This window comes from Vulcanococcus sp. DEBay_Sum22DG08_74, from assembly GCF_017852955.1.
Taxonomy (GTDB): domain Bacteria; phylum Cyanobacteriota; class Cyanobacteriia; order PCC-6307; family Cyanobiaceae; genus Vulcanococcus.
On sequence record NZ_JAFMKL010000002.1, the window covers coordinates 21,572 to 45,907 of the forward strand.

Below are 24,336 nucleotides of genomic sequence, written 5' to 3' on the forward strand. Positions count from 1 at the left end.
AGGGTGGTGGTTGTGCCTGTCCCTGGATCGATGGAGCGATGGATTCGCCGCCTGCGCCGGCCGGCTCACTCGCTCGTCGCCGCTCTGGCGGCTGCGGGACTGGGCGGGCTGACGGCTTCGCCTCTGCGGGCGTGCACCAGCTTTGTGCTGCGCGGATCCGATGGCGGTCGGGTCTATGCGCGCACGATGGAATTCGGCCAGCCGCTCAACAGCCAGGCCGTGCTGATTCAGCGGGGTACGCCACTGCGGGGCAATGGCCCCGATGGAGGGCAGGGCAATGGTCTGGCCTGGACCAGCCGCTACGCCGTGGTGGGCCTGAATGCCCTGGGACTCAAGGATGTCGTCCCCGATGGGATGAATGAAAAGGGCCTGGCCGGCGGACTGCTGTATTTCGCGGGCTACGCCAAGTTTCAAACGGTCCCGCCGGGGCAGACCCAGCGCTCCATCAACAGCGCGCAGCTGCTGACCTATGTGCTGACGAACTTCGCGAGCATCGCGGAGGTCAAGCGCGGCTTGCCCAAGATTTTGGTGAACGGCGCCAGCGTCCCGGCTTTCGGTGGACCGCTGCCGATTCACATGACCCTGCACGATCGCAGCGGCCAGAGCCTTTCGGTGGAATACATCGACGGGGTGCTCAACCTGATGGACAACCCCACGGGTACCTATACCAACGATCCGCCCTTCCCGTATCACCTGGCGGCAGCAGGGAACTACGCCAATCTGAGCGCGATGCCACCGCCGGAGATGCGCATCAACGGCTTGGCCTTGCCCCCGGCCAGTACGGGCGCAGGTCTGCATGGCCTACCCGGAGATTTTCTGGCGACCTCCCGCTTCATCCGGGCCCTGACACTGAGTCGTTTCGCGCCCACCAACCTGAGCAGCCAGCAGCAGGTGGGGACGGCCTTCCGAATCCTGGGTCAGTTTGATTTGCCGCCGGGAAGCGTGCAGTTACCGCCCGGGGGCGCCTTTGGGGGCGCCGGTGCCACGAGCACCTATGAGATCACCGAGTGGAGTGTTGCCGCTGATCAGCAGAACCTCGTCTATTACATCCAGACCTACGACAATCCAGATCTGCGCAGCCTTCGCTTTGATCGCCTGCCCTTGGATGGGGGAACGATTCAGGTGATGGCTTTGGATCAGCGCCCTCAGATCACTGAGCTCCGTCCCTGAGTCCCAGGGGTTGGTCTCAGCTCTCCTCGTCCCCTTCCAGCAGAAACTGCTGGAAGGCCACATAGAGATCCTGTTCTTCGCTGTTGGCGGGGCGCCGGCGCTGCTGATTGGGCCGGAGTTCCTGGGGTTTGCCCTGGGCTTGCAGGCCACCAGGGCTGCGGTTGGTTTGGCCTTGTAGGGATTGCAGCTGCTCCCGTTGGGCGGCTTGCCGTTTGCGCTCTTGATCGGCTTCCGCCTGGCGCAGGCGATCCATCAGATGGGGGGGGACCGTCCCGTCTTGGCTGGCCTTCATCAATTCCCCGAATAGCGCCTGGGGATCGGTCTCGGTCTCAACGCGATGGCGTTTGGCGGAGGCCCGCTTCGGCTCGACGCTGGTCTCGGGTTTGGGAAGGGGCTTGGGGAGGGAGCGGCCGAGTTCTTGCAGGCGCTCCAGGCTGCGGGCATCGAAGCTCATCAGCTGCACTCAAGGGTGTCTTTGGTGACGCGACCGGTCACGGGGTTCGTGCCGCTGGCACTGGCGCAGAGGGTTTTCAGGACATCACCGCGGAAGGGCACGTTGGTGAAGTCCGCCCCATCGATCAGGACGTCCTTGAAGCGGGTGTTGAAGGCAAAGGCGTTCTCAAGGACCGCATTGCGCAGGTCCGTTCCCTCGAGGACGGCCGAGTCGAGGGTGGCGTCGCTGAGGTCCGCTCCGGCGAGGTTGGCGTCCTGGAGCTTGGCGCCGTAGAGGCTGGCGCCGCGCAGGTCGGCCCCGTGGAAGTCCGCTTCCCGCAGGTTCGTCAGATTGAAGGTCGCGCCATGCAGGTCGACTCCGGCGAAGTCGTGGCCGATCAACACCTGCTTGGCGTAGTCCATCGCCGCCTGTGCGGGTTGCGCCAGAAGGAGGATCAGCGCAAGCAGCGCTGAGGACAGCAGGGACCGGAAGAAGCGACGCATGGAGGAGAGCCGGTGCCTGGCAACCCTAGGCAGGCTGTTTGGGTGGGGACGGTTGGTTGTTCTCCTAACCTCACGACCCTCTCGTTTTTGGTTCACTGAGCGGAACGGGTCGAGCGATCGACCGCCAGTGCAGGCCCATGGGCAACCCGATCGACCGCGATACGTTTTTGGCCCGGGCCAGGGCGCGCTTCGGGGAGCGCTACGACTACAGCGGCATCCAATACAGAAGTTTTAAGTCGCCGATCAAGATCCGCTGCCGGGAGCATCCGGTCCGTCAGATCTCGATCACGCCCGAGCGTCACCTGGTGACCACGGGCGGCTGCAAGTACTGCCTGCGGCAGCTGCGCGGTCAGCTGCCATCCGCAGGGGAATCCTGAGGGGCAGTGCTGGCTGCAGGCGATCGGACGTTCCCCTTCACAACGGCAGGGCCACTGGGCTGAGCAGCGGGCGCTGCGGCTGCTGCAGGCCGCTGGCTGGCGCTTGCTTGAGCAGCGCTGGTGTTGCCGTTGGGGTGAGCTCGATTTGCTGCTCCACAAACCTGGGCGCCTGCTGTTGGTGGAGGTCAAGGGCCGATCCCGCTCGGGTCTGGACGCCTGGGGGATGGCGGCCCTAAAGCGGCCCAAGCGGTTGCGGCTGGAGAGCAGCTTGATGCTCTGGTTGCAGCGGCATCCGCAGTATCAGGACTGCCACTGGGAATGGATCTGTGCCTTGGTCCCACTGCCCCCAAGCCGCCGGCCTGTGCGTTGGTTGCCTTGGCGCTGAGTGAAGCAATGTGGACGTAGGCCTGCGCCCGTCCTCTGATGTCCTTCGCGGCCCATCGCGCCCGCAAACGTTTTGGCCAGCACTGGCTGAAGGACCAGTCCGTGCTCGATCGGATTCTTCAGGCCGCTGCGTTGACCGCCGCTGACACGGTCCTCGAGGTGGGCCCGGGTCGAGGAGCCCTCACCGAGCGGCTCTTGGAGTCCTCCGCCCGCGCGGTCTGCGCCGTTGAGCTGGACCGTGATCTGGTGTCGGGCCTGCAGGAGCGCTTTGGTGCGAATCCGCGCTTCTCGTTGACCGAAGGGGATGTGTTGGCGGTGGAGCTGCCGGAGGCCACCGCCGTGGTCGCCAACATTCCGTACAACATCACAGGGCCCCTGTTGGAGCGCCTGGTCGGACGTCTTGATCGCCCAGCGCTGCAGCCCTATCGCCGTTTGGTGCTGTTGGTGCAGCAGGAGGTGGGTGAGCGGATTCGGGCCCGTCCCGGCAGTAGTGCCTATTCCGCCCTGAGTGTGCGGATGCAGCTCTTGGCGCGGTGCAGCACGGTCTGTCCTGTGCCCCCTCGCTGCTTCCAACCGCCGCCGAAGGTCATGAGTGAGGTGGTGGCCCTGGATCCCTTAGCGCTCGAGCAGCGACTGGATCCAGCCCTGGCCAAAACGGTGGAGATGCTGCTGCGACGCTGTTTCGCTGCCCGCCGCAAGATGCTGCGCAACACCCTCTCGGGCCTGGTGGAGGCTGAGCAGTTGCAGAGCCTGACCGAGTCCGCGGAGATCGGTCTGCAGCAGCGTCCCCAGGAGGTGGCACCAGAGCGTTGGGTGAGCCTGGCGGCGGGCTTGAATCGGCTCATCCCGGACTCGACGCAATCTCGCCATGGCTGAGCTGCAGGTCAGCGCCCCCGCCAAGATCAACCTGCATCTCGAGGTGCTGGGCCTTCGCCCTGACGGCTTTCACGAGCTGGCGATGGTGATGCAGACCCTGGATTTGGCCGACACGATCAGCCTCATCCCGACGGCTGATGGAGCGGTGAGCTTGCGCTGTGATCGCTCGGACCTGCCGACCGATGGCAACAACCTGATCGTCAAGGCGGCTGAGTTGCTGAAGCAGCGAGTGGGGCTGCCCGAGCTCGGTGTGGCAATGCACCTGACCAAACGCATCCCCATTGGGGCAGGGCTGGCGGGGGGCTCGAGCAATGGTGCGGCGGCTCTGGTGGGTCTGAACACGCTTTGGGGCTGTGGGTTCAGCGCTGAGCAGCTCTTGGCGATGGCCGCTGAGCTCGGCTCGGACATGCCGTTCTGCCTGGATGGCGGCACCCAGCTGTGCTTTGGCCGGGGCGAGGTTCTGGAGTCCGCAGGCCTGCCGGAGCCCCCTGCACTGGGGGTGCTGCTGATCAAGCATCCAGAGTCCAGCGTCTCCACCCCCTGGGCCTACAGGCAGTGCCGGGAGCAATTTGGAGCGGACTACCTCTCGACTGAGGCCGACTTTGAGCAGCGGCGCCAGGCCCTACGTGAGGCAGCGTTGTTGCAGGGATTGAGCGGCGGAGCGCCCCTGCCGGTGATCCGCAATGACCTCCAGAGGGTGGTGGAGCCGGAGGTGGCGAGCGTTCGGGAGGGATTGTCGATCCTGCGGCGGGCTGAGGCGGCCGCTGCGGTGGCCATGAGCGGCTCAGGGCCAAGCCTGTTCGCCTTGTTCGTCGACCGGGACGCCGCCGAAGCGGCGCAGCAGCAGTTGGCCGCTCCCCTGGCAGCCGCTGGCTTTGAGTCCTGGGTGTGCCGCTGCACGGGCTCTGGTGCCACGCTGGTCTGAACGCAGCACCATCCACCCCGCGTGAGTGAGACCCAAAGCGACAGCAAAGACCTCGCCAGCGCCAAGCAGAAACCGCGCAAGGGGCCGATCAGCTTCTTGAGCGGCTCCCTGACGAGCTTTGGCTTCGGCTGGCTTGCGCTGCAATTGGCCGGGAAGGTGGTGGGCTACTACGCCGACCATCCGCCCCAGTACGAGGCCCGCTTTGCCCAGAGCATTGCGGTCTTTATGAAGACCCTGGTGGTGGGGATGACCTTTCTGGCCACCTTCACCTTTGCCTTCATTGGATTGGGCCTGTTCCTGACATTTATCCGCAGCCTCTTACCGGGCTGGGAACAGGCGGAAGAAACCCCCTAGCCTTCGGCCACGGGCAGCCTGACGACGACATGACCGGCCACGACCTACAGCTGCTGGTGCTGCTCCTCTCACCAGGAATGCTGTTGTCAGTGTTGTTGTTGCTGACCTTCGCCGCAGGCGGTTGAGATAGGTTGGCCCCACCCCGGTCCAGTGCCGGACCCGCTTTTCAACCGTGGCAGAGACCCTTCTCTTCAACGCCCTGCGTGAGGCCATCGACGAAGAGATGGCGCGTGATCCCCATGTCTGCGTGATGGGGGAAGACGTCGGTCAGTACGGCGGTTCCTACAAGGTCACGAAGGATCTCTACGACAAGTACGGCGAACTGCGGGTCCTGGACACCCCGATTGCTGAGAACGCCTTCACGGGCATGGCCGTTGGTGCGGCGATGACGGGCCTTCGCCCGATCGTTGAGGGCATGAACATGGGCTTCCTGCTGCTCGCCTTCAACCAGATCTCCAACAACATGGGGATGCTCCGCTACACCAGCGGTGGCAACTTCACGATTCCCACCGTGGTGCGCGGCCCTGGTGGTGTGGGCCGTCAGCTGGGCGCGGAGCACAGCCAGCGTCTCGAGGCCTATTTCCACGCGGTTCCCGGCATCAAGATCGTTGCCGTCAGCACCCCGACGAATGCCAAGGGCCTGATGAAGGCGGCGATTCGCGACAACAACCCCGTGCTCTTCTTCGAGCACGTGTTGCTCTACAACCTCTCTGAGGACATCCCCGAGGGCGACTACACCTGCGCCCTGGACCAGGCCGATCTGGTCAAGGAAGGAAGCGATGTCACGATCCTCACCTACTCCCGCATGCGTCACCACTGCCTGAAGGCCGTGGAACAGCTGGAGAAGGAGGGTGTGAGCGTGGAGCTGATCGACCTGATCAGCCTGAAGCCCTTCGACATGGAGACGATCTCCCGCTCCATCCGCAAGACCCACAAGGTCCTGGTGGTTGAGGAGTGCATGAAGACCGGCGGCATTGGCGCCGAGTTGATCGCCTTGATCACCGAGCACTGCTTTGACGACCTGGACGCCCGCCCGATCCGTCTCTCCTCCCAGGACATCCCCACGCCCTACAACGGCACCCTGGAAAACCTGACCATCATTCAGCCGCATCAGATCGTTGAAGCGGCCAAAGCCCTCAAGGCTGGCCAGGTCTGAAATGGCACGTCAACAGGGGTGGTTTGCCCTGATCTTGGCCCTGGCCTTCGCAGCCGGGGCTGTTCTTGCTTCGTTCCCACTTCAGTTGGGTCTCGACCTGCGCGGGGGCAGTCAACTGACCCTTCAAGTCCTGCCGGCTGGTGCGATTCAGCGCGTGCAGAGCGAGCAACTGGAGGCCGTTAAGGACGTCCTGGACCGGCGCATCAATGGCCTGGGGGTGAGTGAATCCACCCTTCAGACCATTGGCGACGATCAACTCCTGCTGCAGCTGCCGGGTGAACAGGACCCCAGCCGTGCCGCCAAGGTCTTGGGCACCACGGCCCTTCTGGAGTTCCGGGCGCAGAAGCCAGGCACTGAACAGCAGATGAGCAGCCTGCTCAAGCTCAAGCGCCAGGCCCAAGCGGTTCTCAACCTGCGCCGCTCCAAGGATCAAGGTCAAACCCAAGCGGTCGACCTTGATGCCGATGGCCTGGCACAGCTCCTCAAGGACGCCGGCGTCAGTGCCCCTGCCGGCAGCACGGAGACCGAGCAGCTGGAGTTGTTGCTGGCGGCGGTCAACACCAAGATCGTCGACCTCTACGAGCCGGCCGCCCTCACCGGTAAGGACCTCACGGGTGCCGGGCGTCAGCAGAACCAGGCCGGGAGCGCCTGGGATGTCACCTTGAGTTTCAACACCGAGGGGGGCCGTAAGTTCGCCCAACTCACCCAGAGCATTGCCGGTAGCGGACGCCTCCTTGGCATCGTTCTCGACGGCCGCTCCATCAGCGAAGCGAGTGTGGGGCCGGAGTTCAAACCCGCCGGCATCAGCGGCGGTGCCGCAAGCATCACGGGCAACTTCAGCGCCGAAGAGGCCCGCGACCTGGAGGTTCAGCTCCGCGGTGGCTCACTGCCCTTGCCGGTGGAGGTGATCGAGCAGCGCACCATTGGCGCCACTCTCGGTAGCGAGAACGTCCAGCGCAGCCTTCAGGCTGCCCTGCTGGGCTTGGCCTTGGTCGCCGTCTTCATGGTCGTCGTCTACCGCTTGCCCGGCGTTGTGGCCGTGGTTGCTCTGGCGCTCTATGCCCTGTTCAACCTGGCCATGTATGCCCTGATCCCCGTCACCTTGACCCTGCCAGGGATCGCAGGCTTCATCCTCTCGATCGGGATCGCTGTCGACGCGAACGTTCTGATTTTTGAGCGGGTCAAAGAGGAGTTGCGACGCGGGAACACCCTGATCCGCTCGATTGATGCGGGTTTCTCGCTGGCCTTCTCATCCATCCTTGATGGCCACATCACCGGTTTGATTAGCTGCGTGGCGCTCTTTGCGCTTGGCACTGGCTTGGTGAAGGGCTTTGCCGTCACCTTGGGCATCGGCTTGGTGCTCAGCCTGTTCACGGCTTTGACCTGCACCCGCACCCTGCTGCGTCTCTTGATGGGGTATCCCGCCCTGCGCCGCTCCAGCTACTTCTTGCCCCAGTCCCAGCTGCCAGCCCAGGCCTCCTGATGTCCGATTCCTCGACCTCCGTGGCCGCCACCGCGCCCCGCTTTCGCATCAGCCGCATCCGCCGCCAGGGCTGGCTTGCTTCTGGTTTGGCTGTCCTGCTCAGTCTGGTGGGGATGGCCTTGTGTTGGAGCAACCCCCGCATCGCCGCTCCCTTGAAGCCCGGTTTGGACTTCACCGGTGGAACCCAGGTGGAGATTCAGCGCAGCTGCAGCGGAGCGGACTGTGCGGGACTTAAAGCCGCTGAGGTGCGTCAGCAGTTGCGCATGCTCACGCTGCCGGAGGTCGGTGGTCAAGCGGCTCCCCAGCTGGTCAATGCTGGAGTGCAGGTGCTCGACCGCGGTCGTTCTGTTGATCTGCGCCTGCCGGACCTTGAGCCCGAGCAGACCCGGGCCCTGATCGAAGGTTTGGCCCCGGTGATTGGCACGGTGAACCCCCAACAGGTTGCGATCAACACCATTGGACCCACCCTTGGCTCCCAGCTGCTCAAAGGAAGCCTGATTTCCCTGTTGGTCAGCTTTGCTGCGATCGCGCTCTACATCAGCTTTCGCTACGACGGGGTGTTTGCAGGCTTGGCCCTGCTCTGCCTGGCCCACGACATCGTCATTACTTGCGGGGTCTTCGCCTGGTTGGGACTGATCAGCGGCATTGAGGTCAATTCCCTGTTTGCCGTGGCGTTGATCACCGTCGCGGGTTATTCGGTCAATGACACGGTGGTTGTCTTCGACCGCATTCGCGAGCAAAAAAGGGCTCTTCAGGGCATGAGCTTGCAGGAACAGGTTGATGTGGCGGTGGATGCCACCTTGACCCGCTCGCTCTACACGTCCTTCACCACCCTGCTGCCGTTGGTCTCGTTGCTGCTCTTTGGCGGCAGCAGCTTGTTCTGGTTCGCCGTGGCCCTGACCGTTGGCATTGGCGTTGGCAGCTGGTCCAGCATCGGTATTGCACCCACACTCTTGCCCGTTCTCTCGCGTCGATGACGCGATCCAGGCGGTTCTCTGTGCCATGGGCCCCGGTGGCGTTGGCACTCCTTGCCCTCTGGGATCTGCGCGCTGAGCTTCAGCTCCTAGCCGAGCACTTCACCTGGATCAGCTTGTTGATGATTCCCCGCTATCACTTGCTTGCGGTCACGGTCTTGATCTTGACCCCGAGCTTGATCCGCCAGCGGCGATAGCCCTAGGTCCACCGGTCCATGACCTGCTCCACCAGCACCCGTTGAGAGAAGACCTGGAGGACGACGACAAGCGGTAGGGCCAGCAGTACACCGGGTAGGCCCAGCAGTGCCCCCAGGCTGAGCTGCGCCATCAGCGCGACGGTGGGCAGCAGATTGACCGTTCGACTCAGGAGCAGGGGCGTGAGTAGGAACGCCTCGCCGTTCTGCAGCACCAGGCGAAGCACGATCACCTGAACGGCCAGGGTCGGCGAGATCAACAGCGACACAGCCACCGGTAGCAGGCTCGCCAGGGTGGGGCCGATGGTGGGCACAAAGGTCAGAAGGCCGCAGATCAGTCCGCTCAACAGGGCCAAGGGGACCTTCAAGGCTGCCAGGCCGGCCCAGGTCAGGAGGAACACCACCGAGGCCGAGAGCGTCATTCCCGCCAGCCAGCCCCCGAGGGCTTGGCGGCTTTCTGTCAGGAGGTTCTGCACCAGCGGCCGGCTGTGGGCTGGCGTCAAGGCCAACACCAGGCGTTGGTGACTGCGCGGATCGAGGACCAACAGGATCGCCAGCAGCCCCATCAACAGCAGCAGCACGGTGCCGCTGGCCGCTCCCCCGGCGAACCCAATCAGTTGGGCTCCAATGGGTTGCAACTTGTCGAGTGTGATCAGATCGGCGAGTCGACCTTCCAGACCCTCCAGGACGCTGACACCGCCCAGCAATTCCGAAAGGCGTGCAATCAGCGCTGGCACCAGCTGGGTCAGCTGATTGAGCTGCTCGAGCAATTCCGGCAGGAGTAAGTCCGTGAGTTGCCAGCTCAGAAGAGCCAGCACCATCAGCACCAGCAGGAGTGCCAGTGGCCGGCTGAGCCTCAGGCCTCGGCGCAACCAGCTCACGGGCACGTCGAGGGCGACAGCGAGGACGACGGCACCGAAGAGCACCATCAGGACCCAGCGCAGTTCCCAGGCCAAGAGCCCAAGAACCACAAGGGACAGCAGCAACAGCAAACTGCGTGGTGTCATCAGCGCTCAGCCATCGGGAGTTCCCAGCCGTTCAGAACGTCTTGGATCAGCACCTCGCGAACCAGGACCTGGAGGCAGACCGCCAGTGGCAGCGCCAACAGCAGTCCCAAGGGACCAAAGATCACCGTGAAGAAGAATTGGGCAATCAAGGTCAATCCAGGCAGCAACTTCACCTGGTGATGCATCACCGAAGGGGTGATCAGGTAGCTCTCGATGTGCTGAATCACCACATAAAGCAGCAGCACCAGCAGCGCTTTGACCGGTGAATCGAGCAACGCCACGGACATTGGAAAGACCGTGCTCAAGGTCGGTCCGATGTTGGGAATGATGTTCAGCAGGCCAGCCAATAGCGCGTTGGCGGCCACCAGCTTCACCCCCAGTAGTGACAGGCCGATGGCGGCCAAGACGCCGACGCAGAGCGAGCTGATCAGCACGCCGGCCATCCAACTGCTGAGGGCCTCACCGCAGAGCGTGAGAACGTCCCGGAAGCGTCGCCGATAAAACGATGGGACCAGCAGGATCGCGATTTCCCGGTAGGCCTGGGGTTGGATCGCCACCATCAGGCTGACAGCGACCACAAACAGCAGCTCCACAAGCCCGCTGCCCAGGTTCCCTGCAATCCCAAGCAGCTTCAGGAACCCCTCGGTCGGGTCAAGGCTGCCGGACCCCTGGCTGAGCCAGCTCTTCTGCAACCACTGCAGCGCCTCGCGGCCATAGAGCATCTGACTGCTCTGATCCAGGGTGCGGCGTAGCAGCTGCATCGCCAACTGCAGGGCTGCTGGAAGCTGCCGCAGCAGTTCTTGGAACTGGGCAACAAACGGTGGGACCACGACGGCGGTGGTCAGCACCACCACCACAAGCAAGCCCCCCAGGCTGATGAAGAGCGCCAGCGGACGGTTGCAGCGCAAGCGCTCTTGGGTCACACCCACCAGGGTGCAGATGGCCATGGCGAGCACCACGGCAGCAAAGACGAGGACGAGGACCTCCCGCAGGGACCACAGCAGCACCAGCGCCGCTGCTGTGGCAATCAATCCGAGCCACTGGCCGAATCGCAAAGGGGGAGGCCAACTCGTGTTGTTTTAGCGCCGATTGCGGCGATTGAATTCAGTTGGCGTCCTCTTCGCCAGCTTCGTCCTTTTTGTTCTGGGCAAAGCCGAGGTCATTGGCCTGGGCATAGCGCTCGGCAAAGCGCATGAACCGCTCGAAATCCTCGGTGGTTTTCCAGGTGTAGGTGGCCTCCAGGGCCGAAGGCTTGCCGTTGACGAACTTGGCGTTGACGTCGCGGGTCACCATCTGACCCTCTTCATCGAGCATGTACATGCCGCCGATGTCAGCCATGGTCTCGGGGGAGAGGGCCTGGGGCTGATCGAACACGAAGATCGCCTGACCGGTGCGACCATCCCGCGAACGGGTCATACGGATATCGGGCACGACCGGCTCATCCACACCGGGGAAAAACTGGATCGCGGCCATCGCCCGTTATCGCAAAGGCTGATCCTAGTGATGCTGCCCGGCGGATCTGGTTGCCGCTCCGCTTTCGATCAGTTGCTCGGCGGCTCCCTGCGCAGTGAGCCCCGCACAGTCGAGTCGCTCCCGTGGGCTTGGCTCTTCGGTTTGACCATGGCGCTCGAGCTCGTGGTCGTAGCAGCGGTCGTAGTAGTCCAGCATCTGCGCACAGGCGCCATGCCAATCCGCTTGCTCGATCGCCTCGAGGGCGGTTTTGGTGCGTTGGGGACCCAGGCGTCTGGCGATCCGTTGGGTGGCATCGGCAAGGGCCAGGGGGTCCTGGATCCCGTAGACCGCCACCAGCTGCTCCAGTCGCTCCTCAACCGGTCTTGTGATTTCCAGCAGCGGAGCCCCCTGCATCTGCTGCCAGAGCCCCGAGGGAATCCGGCAGCGGCCCACCTGCACGCTTTCGGCTTCAACCCAAATCTCTTGGGCCGAGCGGTGCTGCTGCAGCACTTCAGCGATTTTGTTTTCGAAGTGCTCCGTGGTCGGCTGGGCCGGCAAACCCAAGCCGCCAAAGCTGCTGCCGCGGTGATTCGCCAGTCCTTCGAGGTCCAGCACCGCCACGCCTTGTTCCGCCAGGGCCACCAGAAGGTCGGTCTTCCCCGTCCCTGTCCGTCCGCCGAGAAGGCGAATGGGCCAGGGCTGCTCCATCAGCGCGAGGACCCACTGGCGATAGCTCTTGTATCCACCCTCCAGCAGCAGAACCTCAAGATCGAGGGTTTCGGCTAGCCAGGCGATGCTCCCCGAGCGCATTCCGCCGCGCCAGCAGTGAATTTTCAGGGGTTGCCCTGGATGGCTTTTGCTGAGTGTCTGCAGCTTTTCCCCTAGGAAGGCCAGCTTTGGCCCCACCAGCGAGAGGCCGAGCTGCACCGCCGCAGTGCGCCCCTGCTGCTTGTAGCTCGTTCCGACCTCTGCACGCTCCTGGTCGCTGAACAGAGGCAAGTTCTGGGCCCCAGGGATATGGCCCTTTTCGAATTCAGCCGGGGCGCGGACATCCACCACCGGACCCGGGCCCTGCAGGAAAGCCTCAATCGATTGGCGCTCAGCCATGGCGATGATCCTGGGTGGGCTTCTTGCCGCTATGGGACTGCAATGCCTGACATAGTGGGCCAACGCTGTCGCACCAGCGTCAGGTCAGCCCGTCTCCATGCTCTCCGGACCACCCGTCACCACCACGGTCAGCGCTGACCAGTTGATCGAGCGCTTTCTGACGAGCGCTCCACGCCAACGGCGCTCCCTTCTGCCGCAAGTGCTGCAGCGCAGCAGTGAGTGCCGTCCTCTGATCGCCGATCAAATCGACCGCTGGGATGCCACTGGAGATGACTGGGCCTGCGGGACCCTGATCCAGTTGTTGGTCTCCGAGGACGACGCGCTCTCCCAGGCTTTTTGGACCCGTTTCCCAGAGGGCTGGCTCGCAGTGACCAGTGGCCAGGGCCTGGATTACGGCCCCCTGCAGTTGGCCTTGATTCGTCAGGACTTCGAGGAAGCCGACCGTCTAACGAGCGAGCACCTGCGCCAGTTGGCCGGACCGGCAGCCGAAAAACGCGGCTACGTCTATTACTCCGAGGTCCCGCCGATGGCCTCCGTGGATCTTGAGACGCTTGATCGCCTTTGGGTGACCTTCTCGCAGGCTCGTTTTGGCTTCTCCGTTCAACTGCGTTTGCTGCGCAGCCTGGGCAACCGCTGGGAGCAGCTTTGGCCGCGGATTGGCTGGAAGCAAGCGGGGATCTGGACCCGTTACCCCAAGGCCTTCACCTGGACCCTCGAAGCCCCGGAGGGGCACATGCCCCTGGTGAATCAGTTGCGGGGGGTCCGTCTGATGGATGCCTTGCTCTCCCACCCAGGGGTGCAACAACGCGTGGCGTCCTGAAGCACGGCGCTTCACTCGGCGGTAGGGTCAATCCGTTCGCTGTTCCCCTCTCCGGGGCTCTATGGCGCTGCGTTGGGCTGACTACATCACCCCATCGACCCTGCATCTCGCTCCGCTGCTGGAGCTGTTGCTGGAGCCGATTCAATGCGCCGAACAACAGGCCACGCTGCAGTTGGGCCTCCAGGAGGTCCTGGTCAATGCCGTGCGCCACGGCAATGGCAACGACCCTCTGAAGTGCGTGCGGATTCGCCGCATCCTCTCCCCCAGGTGGTGTGTGTTTCAGGTTCAAGATGAGGGGCCTGGCCTGCCGGCCCAAGCCCGCGTCGCTGCGCTTCCGGATCGCCTGGATGCTGCGAGTGGCCGGGGCCTGTTCCTGATCCACCAGTGCTTCGAAGATGTGCGCTGGAGCCGCAGGGGCAACCGCGTCCAAGTGGCGATGCGCAGGGCCTAGTGGCCGTGCGTCGGGCAGCCGGGGTCCTTCAGCTCACCCTTGAGCCAGCCGAGGGCATGCTCCACCAGGGCCGTCGCCTGTTGCCTCTGTGCGCTCACGCCGGCTGAGGCCGGGCCGTTGGCTGGATCCAGCAGCAGCACCAGTGCTGCTGTCAGTTGCTCGGCTGCCCGCCGTTGGGGCTGTGCCTTGAGCGCATGCCAGTCCTGGTTGCTGATGGCCAGCTTCTGATGCAGCGCCTGCGCCAACTGCTGGCTCTCCAGGGGCCACTCCCGCGGATTTTGCTTCGCCTGTTGAGCCTGCACTGGACGGATCCGTTGGGACCAGGCCATCCTGACGCCATGCAACAGCGACCGCGCTCCCCCTACCAGCCGATCCGCTGGCTGCATCAACTGGCCAACCTGCTGGCCACCGTGTCGGCCGCTGAGCGCCTGGAACCCTCCGACGACAGCCTCCAGGCCCGTCGTTTGCGACAGCGGCTCTCAGCAGCCCAGCGACTGTTGGATCCGCTCCCAAGTCCGCTTCAGGCCACTCTCTGGAGTGAGCGGGTTGTTTGGCAATTCCTGCGTTGGGGCGGCGTGGGCGCCCTCATGGCCGTCCTGTTGAAGCGTTGAACCGTCCCGTTCAGGCGGCGACGCGAATCAGCGAACGTCCGGTGGGGCTAGGAGCCTGTTCTTGACTGCTGCCCTCAGGAGTCAGGCCATCTGGACGATTCGCCTTGAGTCGCTCTCCCCTGAGCCAGGCGGCATGCAGGGCACGGCGGCGCCGGTCCTCTGCCAGAACCAGGCGATCAGCGGCTGCCGTCGGGCTCTCGCCAGGTCGCACCGGAGTCCGCAGACAGATTCCGAAGCCTCGTGCTTCCACTTGAACTGCCCCCTCCATCAGCACGGTCTGGAAGGACCAGCCGTTGAGCCAGCGCACGTGGAAGGGGTTGCTCATCAGCAGACCCTATGGAGCGAGCGAGCAGTGGCAAGCCCTGTGTCAGGGCTTGGTGGCAGTCCAGACCCGGGTCATCAGATGGGATTGGGCACGAATTCCGCTGAATCCTGCTGCGCTCAGGCGAGCGTCGATGTCATCGCCGATGTAGTCGCGGTAGTACGGCTCATGGAACATCCGGCGGAAGTTGTCCATGGCGACTTCAAATTGCGGTGAGTCAGCCAGCTGGACGGAATCCGCAAGCACCAGGACACCACCAGGTTCCAGAACCCTGAAGCAGTCTTCGATCACGGCCTGACGCGCTTCGCCTGGCAGTTCGTGCATTAAGAAGACGCAGGTCACCCCCTGCATGCTCCCTTCTGCAAAGGGCATCGACTCGGCGTTGCCCTGGACCAGCTGGGGTAGTTCCGATGGACGTTGCGAGAGCCAGCGATTGGCCTGGCGCAGGTAGGCCGATGACAGATCCAGGCCCACGAGCTGCGCCTGGGGCAGGGCTGCTCGCAGTTGATGCAGGGTCCGGCCCGTACCGGTGGCGACGTCCAGAACCCGAAGGGAGCTGCTGGGTCGGTCACCGAAGGCGCGAAGGCCTTGGACCAACGGCTTGATCACCCGCCGGCGCATGGGATCGGCCGTGCCGTTGAACAGGATCTCGACCTGCAGGTCGTAGAGCGTCGCCGAGTGATCACTCAGATAGCCATCGGTTTGATGGTGAAAGTTCTGCAGGTAGTAGTCGGGGTAGTTCTCGGTCTCGACATTGGTCGGAAGGTCACGGACGTTGCGCTCGGAGCGCCTGGTCCAGGTGCTGGGCATGTCCAGCCAGACCAGGGGGTAGCGCGCGGCCCAATCGCCCCAGGGGGCATCAAAGAGCAAGTTGGTGGGATACAGCCCCGCTTCTGCTTCTTGCCAATCCAGGTCCAGCAGGGCCTTGTGGGAGGCCTGCAGGTCCCGCAGCATCTGGGGCGGAATGGGCAGGGTTTTGGGCGCTCCATCGGGCGCCACAAATTCCATCAGGCGTGTGCTGATCTCCTTGTGGGCGACCCCGACCAGGCTCTTGCCCTGCTGTAGGGCCTCGTAGGCGAGCTTGGTGACGGCGTCAGCCATGGGCGGGATGCCACTGATCTCATGTGGCACCTATTTCAGCCGATGGGATGCAGTCGCCGTGGACTTGTATCGGCTTGAACTCTGATCAAGATTGATGGAGATGCGCGCAAATTGGTAGCAACAGCTACAGAATGAATCTGTGAAACAGGAAGGAGGAAGTCAATGATCGATACCACCCCCTCTGCTCGTTTGAACGAGCCGCACTATGTCGCTTGGGTGCGAGAGCGCCAGCGTGCTGCCCGTCGGCTGAGCGGCTGGCTGTCTCAGCGCCGGGCCAAGCCCGACCTGGATCATGAGGAGCGGGTCGACGCTCAGACCTTGGTTTGGGCCCAGCGCCATGCCCATGAGCAACGGCTGCATGACAGCGCCATCGAGCAGCTGCGTCACAGCTGACTCGCCATCAAAAAGCCCCGGCCGAAGCCGGGGCTGCCATGAACGAGACCCTGATCAGGCGTCGTAGTACATGGTGAATTCGTGGGGGTGGGGCCGCTGGCGCAGCTGCTGCACCTCCTCGTACTTCAGAGCGATCCAGTTGTCGATGAAGTCTTCGGTGAAGACGCCACCGGCCAACAGGTATTCGTGATCAGCCTTGAGGGCTTCCAGTGAGCCGTTGAGGGACGCGGGAACGGTCGAGATCTTCGCCAGCTCCTCGGCGGGCAGTTCGAACAGGTCGACGTCGGTGCCATTGCCCGGATCGATCTGGTTCTTGATGCCGTCGATGCCGGCCATGAGCATGGCGGCAAAGCCCAGATAGGGGTTTGCCAGAGCGTCGCCTGAGCGGAATTCCAGGCGCTTGGCCTTGGGATTCATGCCGGTCAGCGGGATGCGGACGGCGGCGGAACGGTTGCCCTGGGAGTACACCAGGTTCACCGGTGCTTCAAAACCGGGCACCAGGCGCTTGTAGCTGTTGGTGGTCGGGTTGGTGAAGGCCAGGAAACTGGGGGCATGCTTCAGCAGGCCACCGATGTACCAACGGGCCGTTTGGGACAGGTTGGCGTAGGTGCCATCGCCCCACATCAGGGTGTCGCCGTTCTTCCAGATGCTCTGGTGAACGTGCATGCCGCTGCCGTTGTCGGCAAAGATCGGCTTGGGCATGAACGTGGCGGTCTTGCCGTACTTCTTGGCAACGTTGCGCACGACGTATTTGTAGATCATCACGTTGTCCGCCGCGGTGATCAGCTCGGCGAACTTCATGCCCAGCTCATGCTGGGAGGTGGCGACCTCGTGGTGGTGCTTCTCGATGGGCACACCCAGGGAGCCCATGGTGAGGAGCATCTCGGTCCTCATGTCCTGAAGGGTGTCGTTCGGGGCGACGGGGAAGTAGCCCTCCTTCAGTTGAATTTTGTTGGCGAGGTTGCCGCCTTCTTCAACGCGATCGGTATTCCAGGGGTTCTCGATCGAGTCGACGCTGTAGAAGCTCGAGCCATTGGCGCTCTTGTAGCGGACGTCGTCGAAAACGAAGAACTCGGGCTCGGGTCCGAAGTAGGCCGTGTCGGCCAGGCCGCTGGAGCTCAGGTAGTCCAGGGCCTTCTGGGCCAGGGCACGGGGGCAGCGGGAGTAGGGCTTGCCACTACGGGGCTCCTGAATGGAGCAAATCAGGCTGAGGGTTTTGTGGCCGTAGAAGGGGTCGATCCAGGCGGTGTTCGGGTCGGGCACCATGGCCATGTCCGACTCGTTGATGGCCTTCCAGCCGCGGATAGAGGAGCCGTCAAAGGCAACGCCCTCAGTGAAGGCTTCCTCTTCAACCAGATCAGGGGTGACGGTGAGGTGCTGCCACTTGCCGTGGAGGTCAATGAACTTGAGGTCAATCAGTTCAATGCCTTCGTCCTTGATCTGACGGAGGACGTCCTGGGCGGTCTTGGCCATGACGCGTTGAAAATGGCTTGGTGGGTGCCGGCCTGTACCGGACGGCTCAGACCGTAGTGATCGGCGTTGACCCCGCTTTGTATCGCCCGTAACCAAATAGAGGACTGATCGGCCTGTTTTGGACTCCTCCGCTGGTTTGAGTAACCGTTTCTGTCAACTTCTTCAAAACCTCGATCCAGCAAGGGATCTGGACGTTTGCCGGTGCTACGGTCCAACCCAGGTGCGTCGATCTCACACCCCCAATGCGTGATGCCATCACCGGTCTGATCGGCCGTTACGACCAGCTCGGCCGTTATCTCGACGGCTCGGCCATTGACCGAATCGCCACCTACTTCTCTGAATCGTCGTTGCGTCTCGCTGCGGTTGAGCTGATCAACTGCGAAGCCGCTGAAATCGTCCGCGAGGCCAGCCAGCGCCTCTGGCAGTCGGATCCCGAGCTGTTGCTACCCGGCGGCAACGCCTACACCACGCGCCGCTGGGCTGCCTGCCTGCGGGACATGGATTACTTCCTTCGCTACGCCAGCTACGCCTTGGTGGCTGACGACAGCACAATCCTGAACGAGCGGGTCCTGAACGGCCTGGATGACACCTATAAGAGCCTCGGTGTCCCCACTGGTCCCACCGTTCGCAGCATCGCCCTGATGGCCGATGTGATTAGCGAGAAATTGCTCGATTCCGGTGCCGCTAATGCGGAGCTCATCAACAGTGTTGTGCGTGCTCCTTTTGAGCACCTTTGCCGCGGCTTGGCTGATACCAACGTGCGCGCCCGCTGATTCGCTCGCACCTGCGACTGCGTAGTCTCAACCCATCCAGCCCCCTCCCAGGCCTTGGCTTCCATCTCATCAACCGTGTCAGATCGACATCGGCTGTCGCTTGCTCCGATTGATACTCCGGAGCGCTTGCTGCTGGGACCTGGCCCCTCCAATGCCCACCCGACGGTTCTTGAGGCCCTCAGCCGCTCGCCGATCGGCCATTTGGACCCCCTGTATGTCGCCCTGATGGGCGAAGTGCAGGAGCTCCTCCGCTACGTCTGGCAAACCGATAACCGCCTGACCCTGCCGATGAGTGGCACGGGATCGGCGGCTATGGAAGCCACGATCGCCAACATCGTTGAGCCTGGCGACACCGTCCTCGTGGCGGTTAAGGGCTACTTCGGTTTGCGTCTTCAGGACATGGCGGGCCGTTACCGCGCCAATGTCCAGACCATCGAGAAGCCCTGGGGCGAAGCCTTCAGTCTTGATGAGATCGAAGCGGGCTTGAAGCAGCACAAGCCCAAGGTCCTGGCGATGGTCCATGCCGAGACCTCAACGGGTGTCTGCCAGCCCATGGAGGGCATCGGTGACCTCTGCCGTCAGCACGACTGTCTCCTGCTGCTCGACACGGTGACCTCTTTAGGTGCAGTGCCCCTGTATCTCGATGAATGGAAGGTTGATCTGGCCTACAGCTGCAGCCAAAAGGGCCTGAGCTGCCCTCCCGGCCTCGGTCCCTTCTCGATGGGTCCCCGCGCCGAGGAGAAGCTGGCTGCCCGCAGCGGCAAGGTGCCCAACTGGTACCTCGACGTCAGCTTGCTGAATCAGTACTGGGGCAGTGACCGGGTGTATCACCACACCGCACCGGTCAACATGAACTTCGGCATGCGCGAGGCCCTGCGCCTGATCGCAGAAGAAGGTCTTGCGAACGTCTGGGCGCGCCACCGCCGCAATGCTGAGCGCCTTTGGTCAGGTCTTGAGAGGCTTGGGCTTGAACCCCACGTTCCCCTGGAGCTGCGTCTCCCCACCTTGACCACTGTTCGCATTCCAGAAGGTGTCGATGGCAAGGCCTTCACGACTCACCTGCTGAACAAGCACGGCATTGAAGTGGGCGGAGGCCTGGGTGCCCTCGCAGGCAAGGTCTGGCGCATCGGGCTGATGGGCTACAACAGCCGCGAAGAGAACGTGGATCTCCTGCTCAACCTGCTTGAGCAAGAGCTTCCGGCCTTCCGCTCTTCTGCGCCTGCCGCTGCTGCCGCCGCTGCTTGAACCAGGCCTCGAGCCTGCTCTTGCATTCCAGCTCCAGCACTCCGCCCATCACTGTCATGTGGTGATGGGCGCTCGGATCCGTCGCCAAGTTCAGACAGCCGCCGAGAGCACCGCGCTTGGGGTCATGGGCCCCAAAGATCACCTGTCCCATGCGCGCTTGCACCAGGGCGCCTGCACACATTGGGCAGGGCTCCAGCGTCACGATCAGGCTGCAGTCGTTAAAGCGCCAGTCGCCCCTCAGGCGTGCGGCTTGCTCCAAGGCCATTAACTCCGCATGCCCCAGGGGCCTTTGCTCCCGTTGCCTGCGGTTGACCCCCCAGCCCAGGGCCCGTCCATGGCCATCCAGCACGACGGCCGCCACAGGGATTTCACCCTTCTCTCCAACGGCCTCTGCCCGGCGCAGCAGCCGCCTCATCCAGAGTTCATGGCGCTGAGCTTCGTTCAACCCCGAGGTCGATTCGCAGGCTTCTTCAACCATGCCAGCACGGCGGGTCCGATGACACGGGACAATGGGCGCTGAACGCTCAGGGCCATTGGCTCAAGCCCAACCGAGCCAGCCGCAGCGCAGCGTTGCCTGCTTCCCGGATCCCCTGCGGGAGGATCCCGCGTTGGAAGCCTTCTTGAGCTCGGCCAGCACGCGTCTCTGCCAGTGGTGGTCCAGTGCCGCTGAGCGCTCGCCCTTGCCCCTGCTGAGCGTTCTTCCCGAGCCGGCTCCACTGCAACAGGGCCTGTCTGCTGAGGCGTTGCTTGAGGATCTGCAGCTGGTGATGGATGGGGCCTACAACCCCGTCCACCCCGGTGCGATGGCCCACTTGGATCCCCCACCGCTCACCGCATCGGTGGCGGCTGATCTCGTCTGCGCCGGCCTCAACAACAATTTGTTGGCCGAGGAGCTCTCGCCAAGCCTCTCGCGGCTCGAGCGCAGCTTGACCCACTGGATGGCTGAACAACTGGGCCTCGGAGAGACGGCCGGTGGTGTCGCAGCCAGTGGCGGCAGCCTCAGCAATCTGATGGCCTTGGTCGTGGCTCGCCATCAGCTCGCCCATGGCGAGACCTCCGACTTGACGGTGTTCTGCAGCGCAGATGCCCACGTCTCCATCGGCAAGGCCCTGATGGTGATGGGCTTACCGAAGCAGAGTCTCCAGACCATCCAGACGGACGGCGCCGGCTGTCTCTGCCCCACGGCCCTTGCCGCTGCTTTGCAGTCGGCCGAGCAAGAGGGACGTCCTGTCCTTGCCGTTGTGGCCACCGCCGGAACCACGGTGCGGGGTGCCGTCGATCCCCTGGCGGCCATTTCTGATCTGTGCCACCGCCACGGGGTCTGGCTGCACGTGGACGGCGCGATTGGTGCGGTGTTTGGCCTCAGCCAACGGCACAAACACCTGGTCCCCGATCTGGACCGGGCCGACTCCCTCACGGTGAATCCCCAGAAGCTCCTGGGCATCACCAAGACCTCCTCCCTGCTGCTGCTGAAACGTCCTGAACTGCTGGCCTCCTGCTTTGGCACTGGCCTGCCCTACATGGAGCCCAGTTGGCTGGATGCCCATGGCGGTGAATGCGGCCTTCAGGGAACGCGGCCGGCCGAGATCCTCAAGCTCTGGCTGGGACTGCGCCAATTGGGTTTGGATGGAATCGATGCGTTGCTCCAGGGGGCCCTCCAACGGCGCGCTGCGCTGGAGCAGCACCTCTGCGGGCTGCCCTTGCAGATGCGCAGCGGCCCATTGCATCTATTGGCCTTCACCCCGAGTGCGATGGGGGCCAGCGAATCGGAGCGATGGTCGAGCCAGACCCGGCAGCAGTTGCTCGAACAGCAGTTGATGCTCTCCCGTCCCTTCTATGCGGGGAGGCATCACCTCAAGGCCGTACTCGGCAATCCCCACACCCGATCCACTGACCTGGCTGCCGTGGCCTCGGTCGTTCAGCGGTCGTTGACTTGCGTTTGAGATGAATCAACCGAACCCCCAAGGCCGCTGGGTCGCCATCGTGACCGGTGCCATCTCGATTCTGATCGCGGTGGCCTATCTGGCCTTCATCACCGTCCTGGATGCCCGTGGACCGATGCAGCCACCGCCGCCGGAGGCCTTCAGCGACGCTCGGGCCGTGGCGGCAGTTGCCCCTGCTTCCCCTGACGCTGCAGCGGTTCCACCACACGCTTCATCGCTGCCGACAGAAATGCATTGAGGGCGGATTCACGGCGGTTCAGGTCGTACTGACGCTGCACGACGTCCTGGATTCCGCCATCCCCCCAATCCTGATCCTGCTGGAAGTAGGTGATGAAACTGCGTCCGGCGATTCGAGTCAGCCAGCCTGCACCCACCGCCTGCACGGCACGGCTCAGCAGCAGCGCCGGAAGGTTCAGGCTGAGCGCGGCCCCGACCAGGCTGATGCCGCCCTTGATCAAGCCCAAGCTGGCCAGGGTTCGTCCCACGGAAACAGCCAGTTCCTGGGCCGAGGTTTTCGACAGGCTGACCCCATAGACGCGGCCGATTTCCATCACCATCTGGGCATTGACGGCGGCGGCCCCGAGCAAATCGATGCCCGGAAGCGGAGTGGCCGCGAGCACCCCGGCGCTGATCCAGCTGTAGCGATCGACGATCGACTCCGCATCCTGTTGCCGCTGCTCCCCCAGCAGACGGCGTCCCGCGTCGCTGAGCCTGCTGCTCTGCATCAGGATGTTGTCGGCAATCAGCTCCTCCCCGTCGCTGTGCAGGACCTGCGCGATCCTCCGCAGGAGCCGATCGATCTCCGGTGCTGGTTGCAGCGGTTGACCACCCGGCATCGGAACCGATTGGGGTGATGCACTGGCCGTCAGCACGTCCTCCAGTGCAATGCGGCCCTGGGTTCTGCGTCGAAGCAGCTCGAGGAGGCGTTTCTCTTCTTCTTCACCCCGCAGATCGCACTTGTTGAGGACCAGCAGCAGCCGTTTGCCCAAGCTGGCGAGCGCCGCAAACACCTCGAGCTCAGCGGCCCGAAGATCCCCATCGACAACAAGAAGTAGGAGATCGGCATTCGAGGCCTGATCGCGGGCAATCTGCTCGCGCTTCTGCCCCTCGATGCCCGCTTCCAAAATCCCCGGCGTGTCAACCAGTCGGATGCCTCGCTGCAGGTTGCGCAGGCGGAGGCGATAGCTCGTGGTTGTCGTCGTTGAACCCATGGCTGCTCCGACCTCGCCCACGACGTCGCGCAGCAGCGCCCGGATTAGGGATGTTTTCCCGGCGGAGCCGGTGCCAAACACCACGATCACTAAATCGCCGCGTTCCAGCTCTGCTGCAACCCTCTCTCGTTCTTGCCTGAGGGCCTCACGTTGGACCTCGTCCCGGATGCCCTGCAGGAGCGTCTCGATCCCTGCAAGGTTCTTTTGAGCTGCTTCCTTGCGGTTGACGGGAGCCTCAATCGGCGCACTGGTGCGCGAACCGGGCTCTTGAAAGACCTTCCAGCCTGAGCGCCGGATGCTGTTGAACCAGGGCCAAGCAAAGCGAGCGATCAGCAGTGCTGCCCCGCCGAAGAGCAGCAGGCTGAAGGGGCCAACAAGCCAGCTCGGAAGCAGGTAGCTCAGCTGCCAGAGCAGGTTGTTGACGGCCTGGAGCACGGCGGTGACGACCACCAAGACCCCGAGGGCCAGACCAAGCCAAAGCCAGATTCGACCAGGAGGTTTCACGCCAGCATCCCTTGGTGGAGGTCAAGGGCTCCTTGACCACGCGCTCCGATGATCCCCTTGATTAGTGCCTGCGCCAAGCGGGAAAGAGCGAGAGCGCTAGGCAAAGAACCGCGAGGTTGATGGCGACATCCGCGAGGTTGAAGATCGGGAAGGAGATCGGCACAAACTCCAGGAAGTCCACCACCCGCCCCAAGCGCCAGCGGTCGATTCCATTGCCAACGGCTCCCCCCAGCAAGAACCCCAGGCCCATGGCCTGCCAGCGATCCAGTGGACCGCTCGTCTGGATCCAGAACACAAGCCCCACGGCGACCGCGAGGCTGACCACTCCCAACAGGTTGGCGTTTCCCTCCAGCATGCTGAAGGCCGCACCGCTGTTGAAGACCAGCTGCAGTTGGAGCAGTCCTGGAAGCAGCGGACGAACGCCCACTCCGGCCAGATGGTCCACGGCCCAGGCCTTGCTGATCTGGTCCATCAGCACAACGGCGATGGCGATCCAGTAGCTCCGCTTCATCAACGGTCCAGCAACAACAGGCGTCGGGTCGGCCAGGCGAGAACGGCCACCGCACAACAGAGGAGCAGTTGGGGGAGCAGCGGCCCAAGGCTGTAGGTCAGCACCAACTGGGGCAGCTGTCCGCCCCAGCGCTGGAACAGCCCGCCGAGCAGGAGGTTGGCCAGGCCGCAACCCTGAAGGATCAACAGCCCCAGGACCGCTGCAGCCACAAGATTCAGCAGGTCATCCATGTCCTGCTGCTGGGCGAGGCGGCCGGTCAGCCAGGCAGCTGGTAGGAACCCAGCCAGATAGCCAAAAGCGGGATCGCTGAGGTAGCTCAACCCGCCGCCACCCTGAAAAACCGGGAGCTGGAAGAGCCCCAGGCTGATGTAGGCCATGCCGGCCAACATGGCCGGACGATGTCCGCAGACCAAGGCCGTAAAGAGCAGGGCTGGCACCTGCAAGGTCATGGGCAGGGGCACGAACGAGACGCCCTGGCTGCCTGGCCAAGGGATCGCGGCCTGAATCAACCCTCCACAGAGGATCAGCAGCAATCCAGCGAGGGCACCACTCCAGTTGGCAAGGGCGCGCACAGTTGGCCTCT

Annotated in this window: 31 protein-coding genes; 17 read left to right on the top strand and 14 right to left on the bottom strand. The window is 63.5% G+C overall.

Annotation, left to right across the window (positions count from 1 at the left end; translation table 11 throughout):
- Positions 1–30 precede the first annotated feature (30 nt).
- Positions 31–1,170 carry a choloylglycine hydrolase family protein gene (locus tag QZ184_RS00560; protein ID WP_296415848.1) on the top strand — a complete coding sequence of 380 codons (1,140 nt, stop codon included), beginning with the start codon at positions 31–33 and terminating at the stop codon, positions 1,168–1,170.
- Positions 1,171–1,186: 16 nt separating this feature from the next.
- Here the strand turns inward: QZ184_RS00560 and QZ184_RS00565 are convergent, their stop codons facing one another.
- Both QZ184_RS00565 and QZ184_RS00570 read right to left on the bottom strand, forming a co-directional pair.
- Positions 1,187–1,624, bottom strand: a complete 438-nt coding sequence (locus tag QZ184_RS00565; RefSeq protein WP_296417672.1) for a hypothetical protein — start codon at positions 1,622–1,624, stop codon at positions 1,187–1,189.
- Entirely contained in the window at positions 1,624–2,106 is a 483-nt protein-coding gene (locus QZ184_RS00570) for a pentapeptide repeat-containing protein (protein WP_247478246.1), read from the bottom strand. The genes QZ184_RS00565 and QZ184_RS00570 overlap by 1 nt, the downstream gene beginning before the upstream one ends.
- A 137-nt stretch (positions 2,107–2,243) precedes the next feature.
- On the opposite strand from QZ184_RS00570, the gene QZ184_RS00575 reads away from it, so the two are divergent.
- From QZ184_RS00575 to QZ184_RS00615, 9 genes are all read left to right on the top strand, one after another.
- Positions 2,244–2,483: a hypothetical protein gene (locus QZ184_RS00575; RefSeq protein WP_296415845.1), complete on the top strand. Its 240-nt coding sequence runs from the start codon at positions 2,244–2,246 to the stop codon at positions 2,481–2,483.
- A 22-nt stretch (positions 2,484–2,505) separates the two neighbouring features.
- A complete protein-coding gene (locus QZ184_RS00580; protein WP_296415881.1) occupies positions 2,506–2,868 on the top strand; it encodes a YraN family protein in 363 nt (120 codons plus the stop codon).
- Positions 2,869–2,906: 38 nt separating this feature from the next.
- Complete coding sequence (rsmA, locus tag QZ184_RS00585; protein WP_296415844.1) at positions 2,907–3,743, top strand: 16S rRNA (adenine(1518)-N(6)/adenine(1519)-N(6))-dimethyltransferase RsmA; 837 nt, start codon at positions 2,907–2,909, stop codon at positions 3,741–3,743.
- On the top strand, positions 3,736–4,668 hold the full coding sequence (gene ispE, locus QZ184_RS00590) for a 4-(cytidine 5'-diphospho)-2-C-methyl-D-erythritol kinase (RefSeq protein WP_296417674.1): 933 nt from the start codon (positions 3,736–3,738) through the stop codon (positions 4,666–4,668). Before rsmA ends, ispE begins: the two co-directional genes overlap by 8 nt.
- Before the next feature lie 21 nt (positions 4,669–4,689).
- The gene (locus tag QZ184_RS00595; protein WP_296415842.1) at positions 4,690–5,022 is read left to right on the top strand and encodes a DUF3082 domain-containing protein; all 333 of its coding nucleotides are present in this window, start codon (positions 4,690–4,692) and stop codon (positions 5,020–5,022) included.
- A 172-nt stretch (positions 5,023–5,194) separates the two neighbouring features.
- Entirely contained in the window at positions 5,195–6,178 is a 984-nt protein-coding gene (locus QZ184_RS00600; protein ID WP_010316850.1) for a pyruvate dehydrogenase complex E1 component subunit beta, read from the top strand.
- A gap of 1 nt (position 6,179) precedes the next feature.
- The gene (gene secD / locus QZ184_RS00605; protein WP_296417677.1) at positions 6,180–7,661 is read left to right on the top strand and encodes a protein translocase subunit SecD; all 1,482 of its coding nucleotides are present in this window, start codon (positions 6,180–6,182) and stop codon (positions 7,659–7,661) included.
- Positions 7,661–8,638, top strand: coding sequence for a protein translocase subunit SecF (secF, locus tag QZ184_RS00610; RefSeq protein ID WP_247478262.1), 978 nt, complete (start codon positions 7,661–7,663; stop codon positions 8,636–8,638). The genes secD and secF overlap by 1 nt, the downstream gene beginning before the upstream one ends.
- A 35-nt stretch (positions 8,639–8,673) precedes the next feature.
- The gene (locus QZ184_RS00615) at positions 8,674–8,832 is read left to right on the top strand and encodes a hypothetical protein (protein ID WP_296417679.1); all 159 of its coding nucleotides are present in this window, start codon (positions 8,674–8,676) and stop codon (positions 8,830–8,832) included.
- A gap of 2 nt (positions 8,833–8,834) precedes the next feature.
- Here QZ184_RS00615 and QZ184_RS00620 read toward each other — a convergent pair whose 3' ends face one another.
- Genes QZ184_RS00620 through mnmH form a run of 4 tightly spaced genes read right to left on the bottom strand, consistent with a single transcriptional unit; the run spans position 8,835 to position 12,395 of the window.
- Positions 8,835–9,836, bottom strand: a complete 1,002-nt coding sequence (locus QZ184_RS00620; protein ID WP_010316859.1) for an AI-2E family transporter — start codon at positions 9,834–9,836, stop codon at positions 8,835–8,837.
- Complete coding sequence (locus tag QZ184_RS00625) at positions 9,836–10,891, bottom strand: AI-2E family transporter (protein ID WP_296415840.1); 1,056 nt, start codon at positions 10,889–10,891, stop codon at positions 9,836–9,838. The genes QZ184_RS00620 and QZ184_RS00625 overlap by 1 nt, the downstream gene beginning before the upstream one ends.
- Positions 10,892–10,940: 49 nt before the next feature.
- Complete coding sequence (psb28, locus tag QZ184_RS00630; RefSeq protein WP_247478268.1) at positions 10,941–11,309, bottom strand: photosystem II reaction center protein Psb28; 369 nt, start codon at positions 11,307–11,309, stop codon at positions 10,941–10,943.
- 24 nt (positions 11,310–11,333) lie between these two features.
- A complete protein-coding gene (gene mnmH / locus QZ184_RS00635; RefSeq protein WP_296417681.1) occupies positions 11,334–12,395 on the bottom strand; it encodes a tRNA 2-selenouridine(34) synthase MnmH in 1,062 nt (353 codons plus the stop codon).
- A 97-nt stretch (positions 12,396–12,492) separates the two neighbouring features.
- On the opposite strand from mnmH, the gene QZ184_RS00640 reads away from it, so the two are divergent.
- Together QZ184_RS00640 and QZ184_RS00645 are read left to right on the top strand one after the other, a co-directional pair.
- Positions 12,493–13,215 carry a GUN4 domain-containing protein gene (locus QZ184_RS00640; protein WP_296417684.1) on the top strand — a complete coding sequence of 241 codons (723 nt, stop codon included), beginning with the start codon at positions 12,493–12,495 and terminating at the stop codon, positions 13,213–13,215.
- A 61-nt stretch (positions 13,216–13,276) separates the two neighbouring features.
- Positions 13,277–13,666 carry an ATP-binding protein gene (locus QZ184_RS00645; RefSeq protein ID WP_010316868.1) on the top strand — a complete coding sequence of 130 codons (390 nt, stop codon included), beginning with the start codon at positions 13,277–13,279 and terminating at the stop codon, positions 13,664–13,666.
- On the opposite strand, the gene QZ184_RS00650 is transcribed toward QZ184_RS00645, so the two are convergent.
- Positions 13,663–13,995, bottom strand: a complete 333-nt coding sequence (locus tag QZ184_RS00650) for a DUF6439 family protein (protein WP_296415835.1) — start codon at positions 13,993–13,995, stop codon at positions 13,663–13,665. The genes QZ184_RS00645 and QZ184_RS00650 overlap by 4 nt on opposite strands.
- 9 nt (positions 13,996–14,004) lie before the next feature.
- Here QZ184_RS00650 and QZ184_RS00655 point away from each other — a divergent pair, with 9 nt between their 5' ends.
- The gene (locus tag QZ184_RS00655; RefSeq protein ID WP_010316870.1) at positions 14,005–14,277 is read left to right on the top strand and encodes a hypothetical protein; all 273 of its coding nucleotides are present in this window, start codon (positions 14,005–14,007) and stop codon (positions 14,275–14,277) included.
- Positions 14,278–14,287: 10 nt separating this feature from the next.
- Here the strand turns inward: QZ184_RS00655 and QZ184_RS00660 are convergent, their stop codons facing one another.
- Both QZ184_RS00660 and QZ184_RS00665 read right to left on the bottom strand, forming a co-directional pair.
- Entirely contained in the window at positions 14,288–14,602 is a 315-nt protein-coding gene (locus QZ184_RS00660) for a copper-binding protein (protein ID WP_296417685.1), read from the bottom strand.
- 42 nt (positions 14,603–14,644) lie between these two features.
- Positions 14,645–15,700: a class I SAM-dependent methyltransferase gene (locus QZ184_RS00665; protein ID WP_029626287.1), complete on the bottom strand. Its 1,056-nt coding sequence runs from the start codon at positions 15,698–15,700 to the stop codon at positions 14,645–14,647.
- A gap of 216 nt (positions 15,701–15,916) precedes the next feature.
- Here QZ184_RS00665 and QZ184_RS00670 point away from each other — a divergent pair, with 216 nt between their 5' ends.
- A complete protein-coding gene (locus tag QZ184_RS00670; RefSeq protein WP_232197292.1) occupies positions 15,917–16,093 on the top strand; it encodes a hypothetical protein in 177 nt (58 codons plus the stop codon).
- A gap of 54 nt (positions 16,094–16,147) precedes the next feature.
- Here the strand turns inward: QZ184_RS00670 and glnA are convergent, their stop codons facing one another.
- Positions 16,148–17,566 (bottom strand): type I glutamate--ammonia ligase, encoded by a 1,419-nt coding sequence (gene glnA / locus QZ184_RS00675; RefSeq protein WP_010316874.1) that lies wholly within the window; start codon positions 17,564–17,566, stop codon positions 16,148–16,150.
- A 242-nt stretch (positions 17,567–17,808) separates the two neighbouring features.
- On the opposite strand from glnA, the gene QZ184_RS00680 reads away from it, so the two are divergent.
- Together QZ184_RS00680 and QZ184_RS00685 are read left to right on the top strand one after the other, a co-directional pair.
- Positions 17,809–18,339, top strand: coding sequence for an allophycocyanin subunit beta (locus QZ184_RS00680; protein ID WP_010316875.1), 531 nt, complete (start codon positions 17,809–17,811; stop codon positions 18,337–18,339).
- 75 nt (positions 18,340–18,414) lie between these two features.
- Positions 18,415–19,584 carry an alanine--glyoxylate aminotransferase family protein gene (locus QZ184_RS00685; RefSeq protein WP_296415832.1) on the top strand — a complete coding sequence of 390 codons (1,170 nt, stop codon included), beginning with the start codon at positions 18,415–18,417 and terminating at the stop codon, positions 19,582–19,584.
- On the opposite strand, the gene QZ184_RS00690 is transcribed toward QZ184_RS00685, so the two are convergent.
- The gene (locus tag QZ184_RS00690; protein ID WP_247478291.1) at positions 19,514–20,062 is read right to left on the bottom strand and encodes a nucleoside deaminase; all 549 of its coding nucleotides are present in this window, start codon (positions 20,060–20,062) and stop codon (positions 19,514–19,516) included. The genes QZ184_RS00685 and QZ184_RS00690 overlap by 71 nt on opposite strands.
- 55 nt (positions 20,063–20,117) lie before the next feature.
- Here QZ184_RS00690 and QZ184_RS00695 point away from each other — a divergent pair, with 55 nt between their 5' ends.
- Positions 20,118–21,527, top strand: coding sequence for a pyridoxal-dependent decarboxylase (locus tag QZ184_RS00695; protein WP_296415830.1), 1,410 nt, complete (start codon positions 20,118–20,120; stop codon positions 21,525–21,527).
- A 140-nt stretch (positions 21,528–21,667) separates the two neighbouring features.
- On the opposite strand, the gene QZ184_RS00700 is transcribed toward QZ184_RS00695, so the two are convergent.
- The 3 genes from QZ184_RS00700 to QZ184_RS00710 all read right to left on the bottom strand — a co-directional run bounded on the left by QZ184_RS00700 (position 21,668) and on the right by QZ184_RS00710 (position 24,325).
- Positions 21,668–23,242 carry a GTP-binding protein gene (locus tag QZ184_RS00700; RefSeq protein ID WP_296415829.1) on the bottom strand — a complete coding sequence of 525 codons (1,575 nt, stop codon included), beginning with the start codon at positions 23,240–23,242 and terminating at the stop codon, positions 21,668–21,670.
- Between the two features lie 61 nt (positions 23,243–23,303).
- Positions 23,304–23,753 (bottom strand): signal peptidase II, encoded by a 450-nt coding sequence (gene lspA / locus QZ184_RS00705; protein ID WP_010316882.1) that lies wholly within the window; start codon positions 23,751–23,753, stop codon positions 23,304–23,306.
- A complete protein-coding gene (locus tag QZ184_RS00710; protein WP_247478301.1) occupies positions 23,753–24,325 on the bottom strand; it encodes a biotin transporter BioY in 573 nt (190 codons plus the stop codon). The genes lspA and QZ184_RS00710 overlap by 1 nt, the downstream gene beginning before the upstream one ends.
- Positions 24,326–24,336: the final 11 nt, after the last annotated feature.

What these genes read in the sequence shown, in the direction of transcription:
- secF (WP_247478262.1), top strand. Translation starts at nt 7,661, where the DNA reads ATGTCCGATTCCTCGACCTCCGTGGCCGCCACCGCGCCCCGCTTTCGC.
- QZ184_RS00620 (WP_010316859.1), bottom strand. Translation starts at nt 9,836, where the DNA reads ATGACACCACGCAGTTTGCTGTTGCTGCTGTCCCTTGTGGTTCTTGGG.
- QZ184_RS00575 (WP_296415845.1), top strand. Translation starts at nt 2,244, where the DNA reads ATGGGCAACCCGATCGACCGCGATACGTTTTTGGCCCGGGCCAGGGCG.
- QZ184_RS00665 (WP_029626287.1), bottom strand. Translation starts at nt 15,700, where the DNA reads ATGGCTGACGCCGTCACCAAGCTCGCCTACGAGGCCCTACAGCAGGGC.
- psb28 (WP_247478268.1), bottom strand. Translation starts at nt 11,309, where the DNA reads ATGGCCGCGATCCAGTTTTTCCCCGGTGTGGATGAGCCGGTCGTGCCC.
- QZ184_RS00655 (WP_010316870.1), top strand. Translation starts at nt 14,005, where the DNA reads ATGCAACAGCGACCGCGCTCCCCCTACCAGCCGATCCGCTGGCTGCAT.
- mnmH (WP_296417681.1), bottom strand. Translation starts at nt 12,395, where the DNA reads ATGGCTGAGCGCCAATCGATTGAGGCTTTCCTGCAGGGCCCGGGTCCG.
- QZ184_RS00565 (WP_296417672.1), bottom strand. Translation starts at nt 1,624, where the DNA reads ATGAGCTTCGATGCCCGCAGCCTGGAGCGCCTGCAAGAACTCGGCCGC.
- QZ184_RS00680 (WP_010316875.1), top strand. Translation starts at nt 17,809, where the DNA reads ATGCGTGATGCCATCACCGGTCTGATCGGCCGTTACGACCAGCTCGGC.
- QZ184_RS00660 (WP_296417685.1), bottom strand. Translation starts at nt 14,602, where the DNA reads ATGAGCAACCCCTTCCACGTGCGCTGGCTCAACGGCTGGTCCTTCCAG.
- ispE (WP_296417674.1), top strand. Translation starts at nt 3,736, where the DNA reads ATGGCTGAGCTGCAGGTCAGCGCCCCCGCCAAGATCAACCTGCATCTC.
- QZ184_RS00650 (WP_296415835.1), bottom strand. Translation starts at nt 13,995, where the DNA reads ATGGCCTGGTCCCAACGGATCCGTCCAGTGCAGGCTCAACAGGCGAAG.
- QZ184_RS00690 (WP_247478291.1), bottom strand. Translation starts at nt 20,062, where the DNA reads ATGGTTGAAGAAGCCTGCGAATCGACCTCGGGGTTGAACGAAGCTCAG.
- QZ184_RS00560 (WP_296415848.1), top strand. Translation starts at nt 31, where the DNA reads ATGGAGCGATGGATTCGCCGCCTGCGCCGGCCGGCTCACTCGCTCGTC.
- rsmA (WP_296415844.1), top strand. Translation starts at nt 2,907, where the DNA reads ATGTCCTTCGCGGCCCATCGCGCCCGCAAACGTTTTGGCCAGCACTGG.
- secD (WP_296417677.1), top strand. Translation starts at nt 6,180, where the DNA reads ATGGCACGTCAACAGGGGTGGTTTGCCCTGATCTTGGCCCTGGCCTTC.
- QZ184_RS00640 (WP_296417684.1), top strand. Translation starts at nt 12,493, where the DNA reads ATGCTCTCCGGACCACCCGTCACCACCACGGTCAGCGCTGACCAGTTG.
- glnA (WP_010316874.1), bottom strand. Translation starts at nt 17,566, where the DNA reads ATGGCCAAGACCGCCCAGGACGTCCTCCGTCAGATCAAGGACGAAGGC.
- QZ184_RS00570 (WP_247478246.1), bottom strand. Translation starts at nt 2,106, where the DNA reads ATGCGTCGCTTCTTCCGGTCCCTGCTGTCCTCAGCGCTGCTTGCGCTG.
- lspA (WP_010316882.1), bottom strand. Translation starts at nt 23,753, where the DNA reads ATGAAGCGGAGCTACTGGATCGCCATCGCCGTTGTGCTGATGGACCAG.
- QZ184_RS00645 (WP_010316868.1), top strand. Translation starts at nt 13,277, where the DNA reads ATGGCGCTGCGTTGGGCTGACTACATCACCCCATCGACCCTGCATCTC.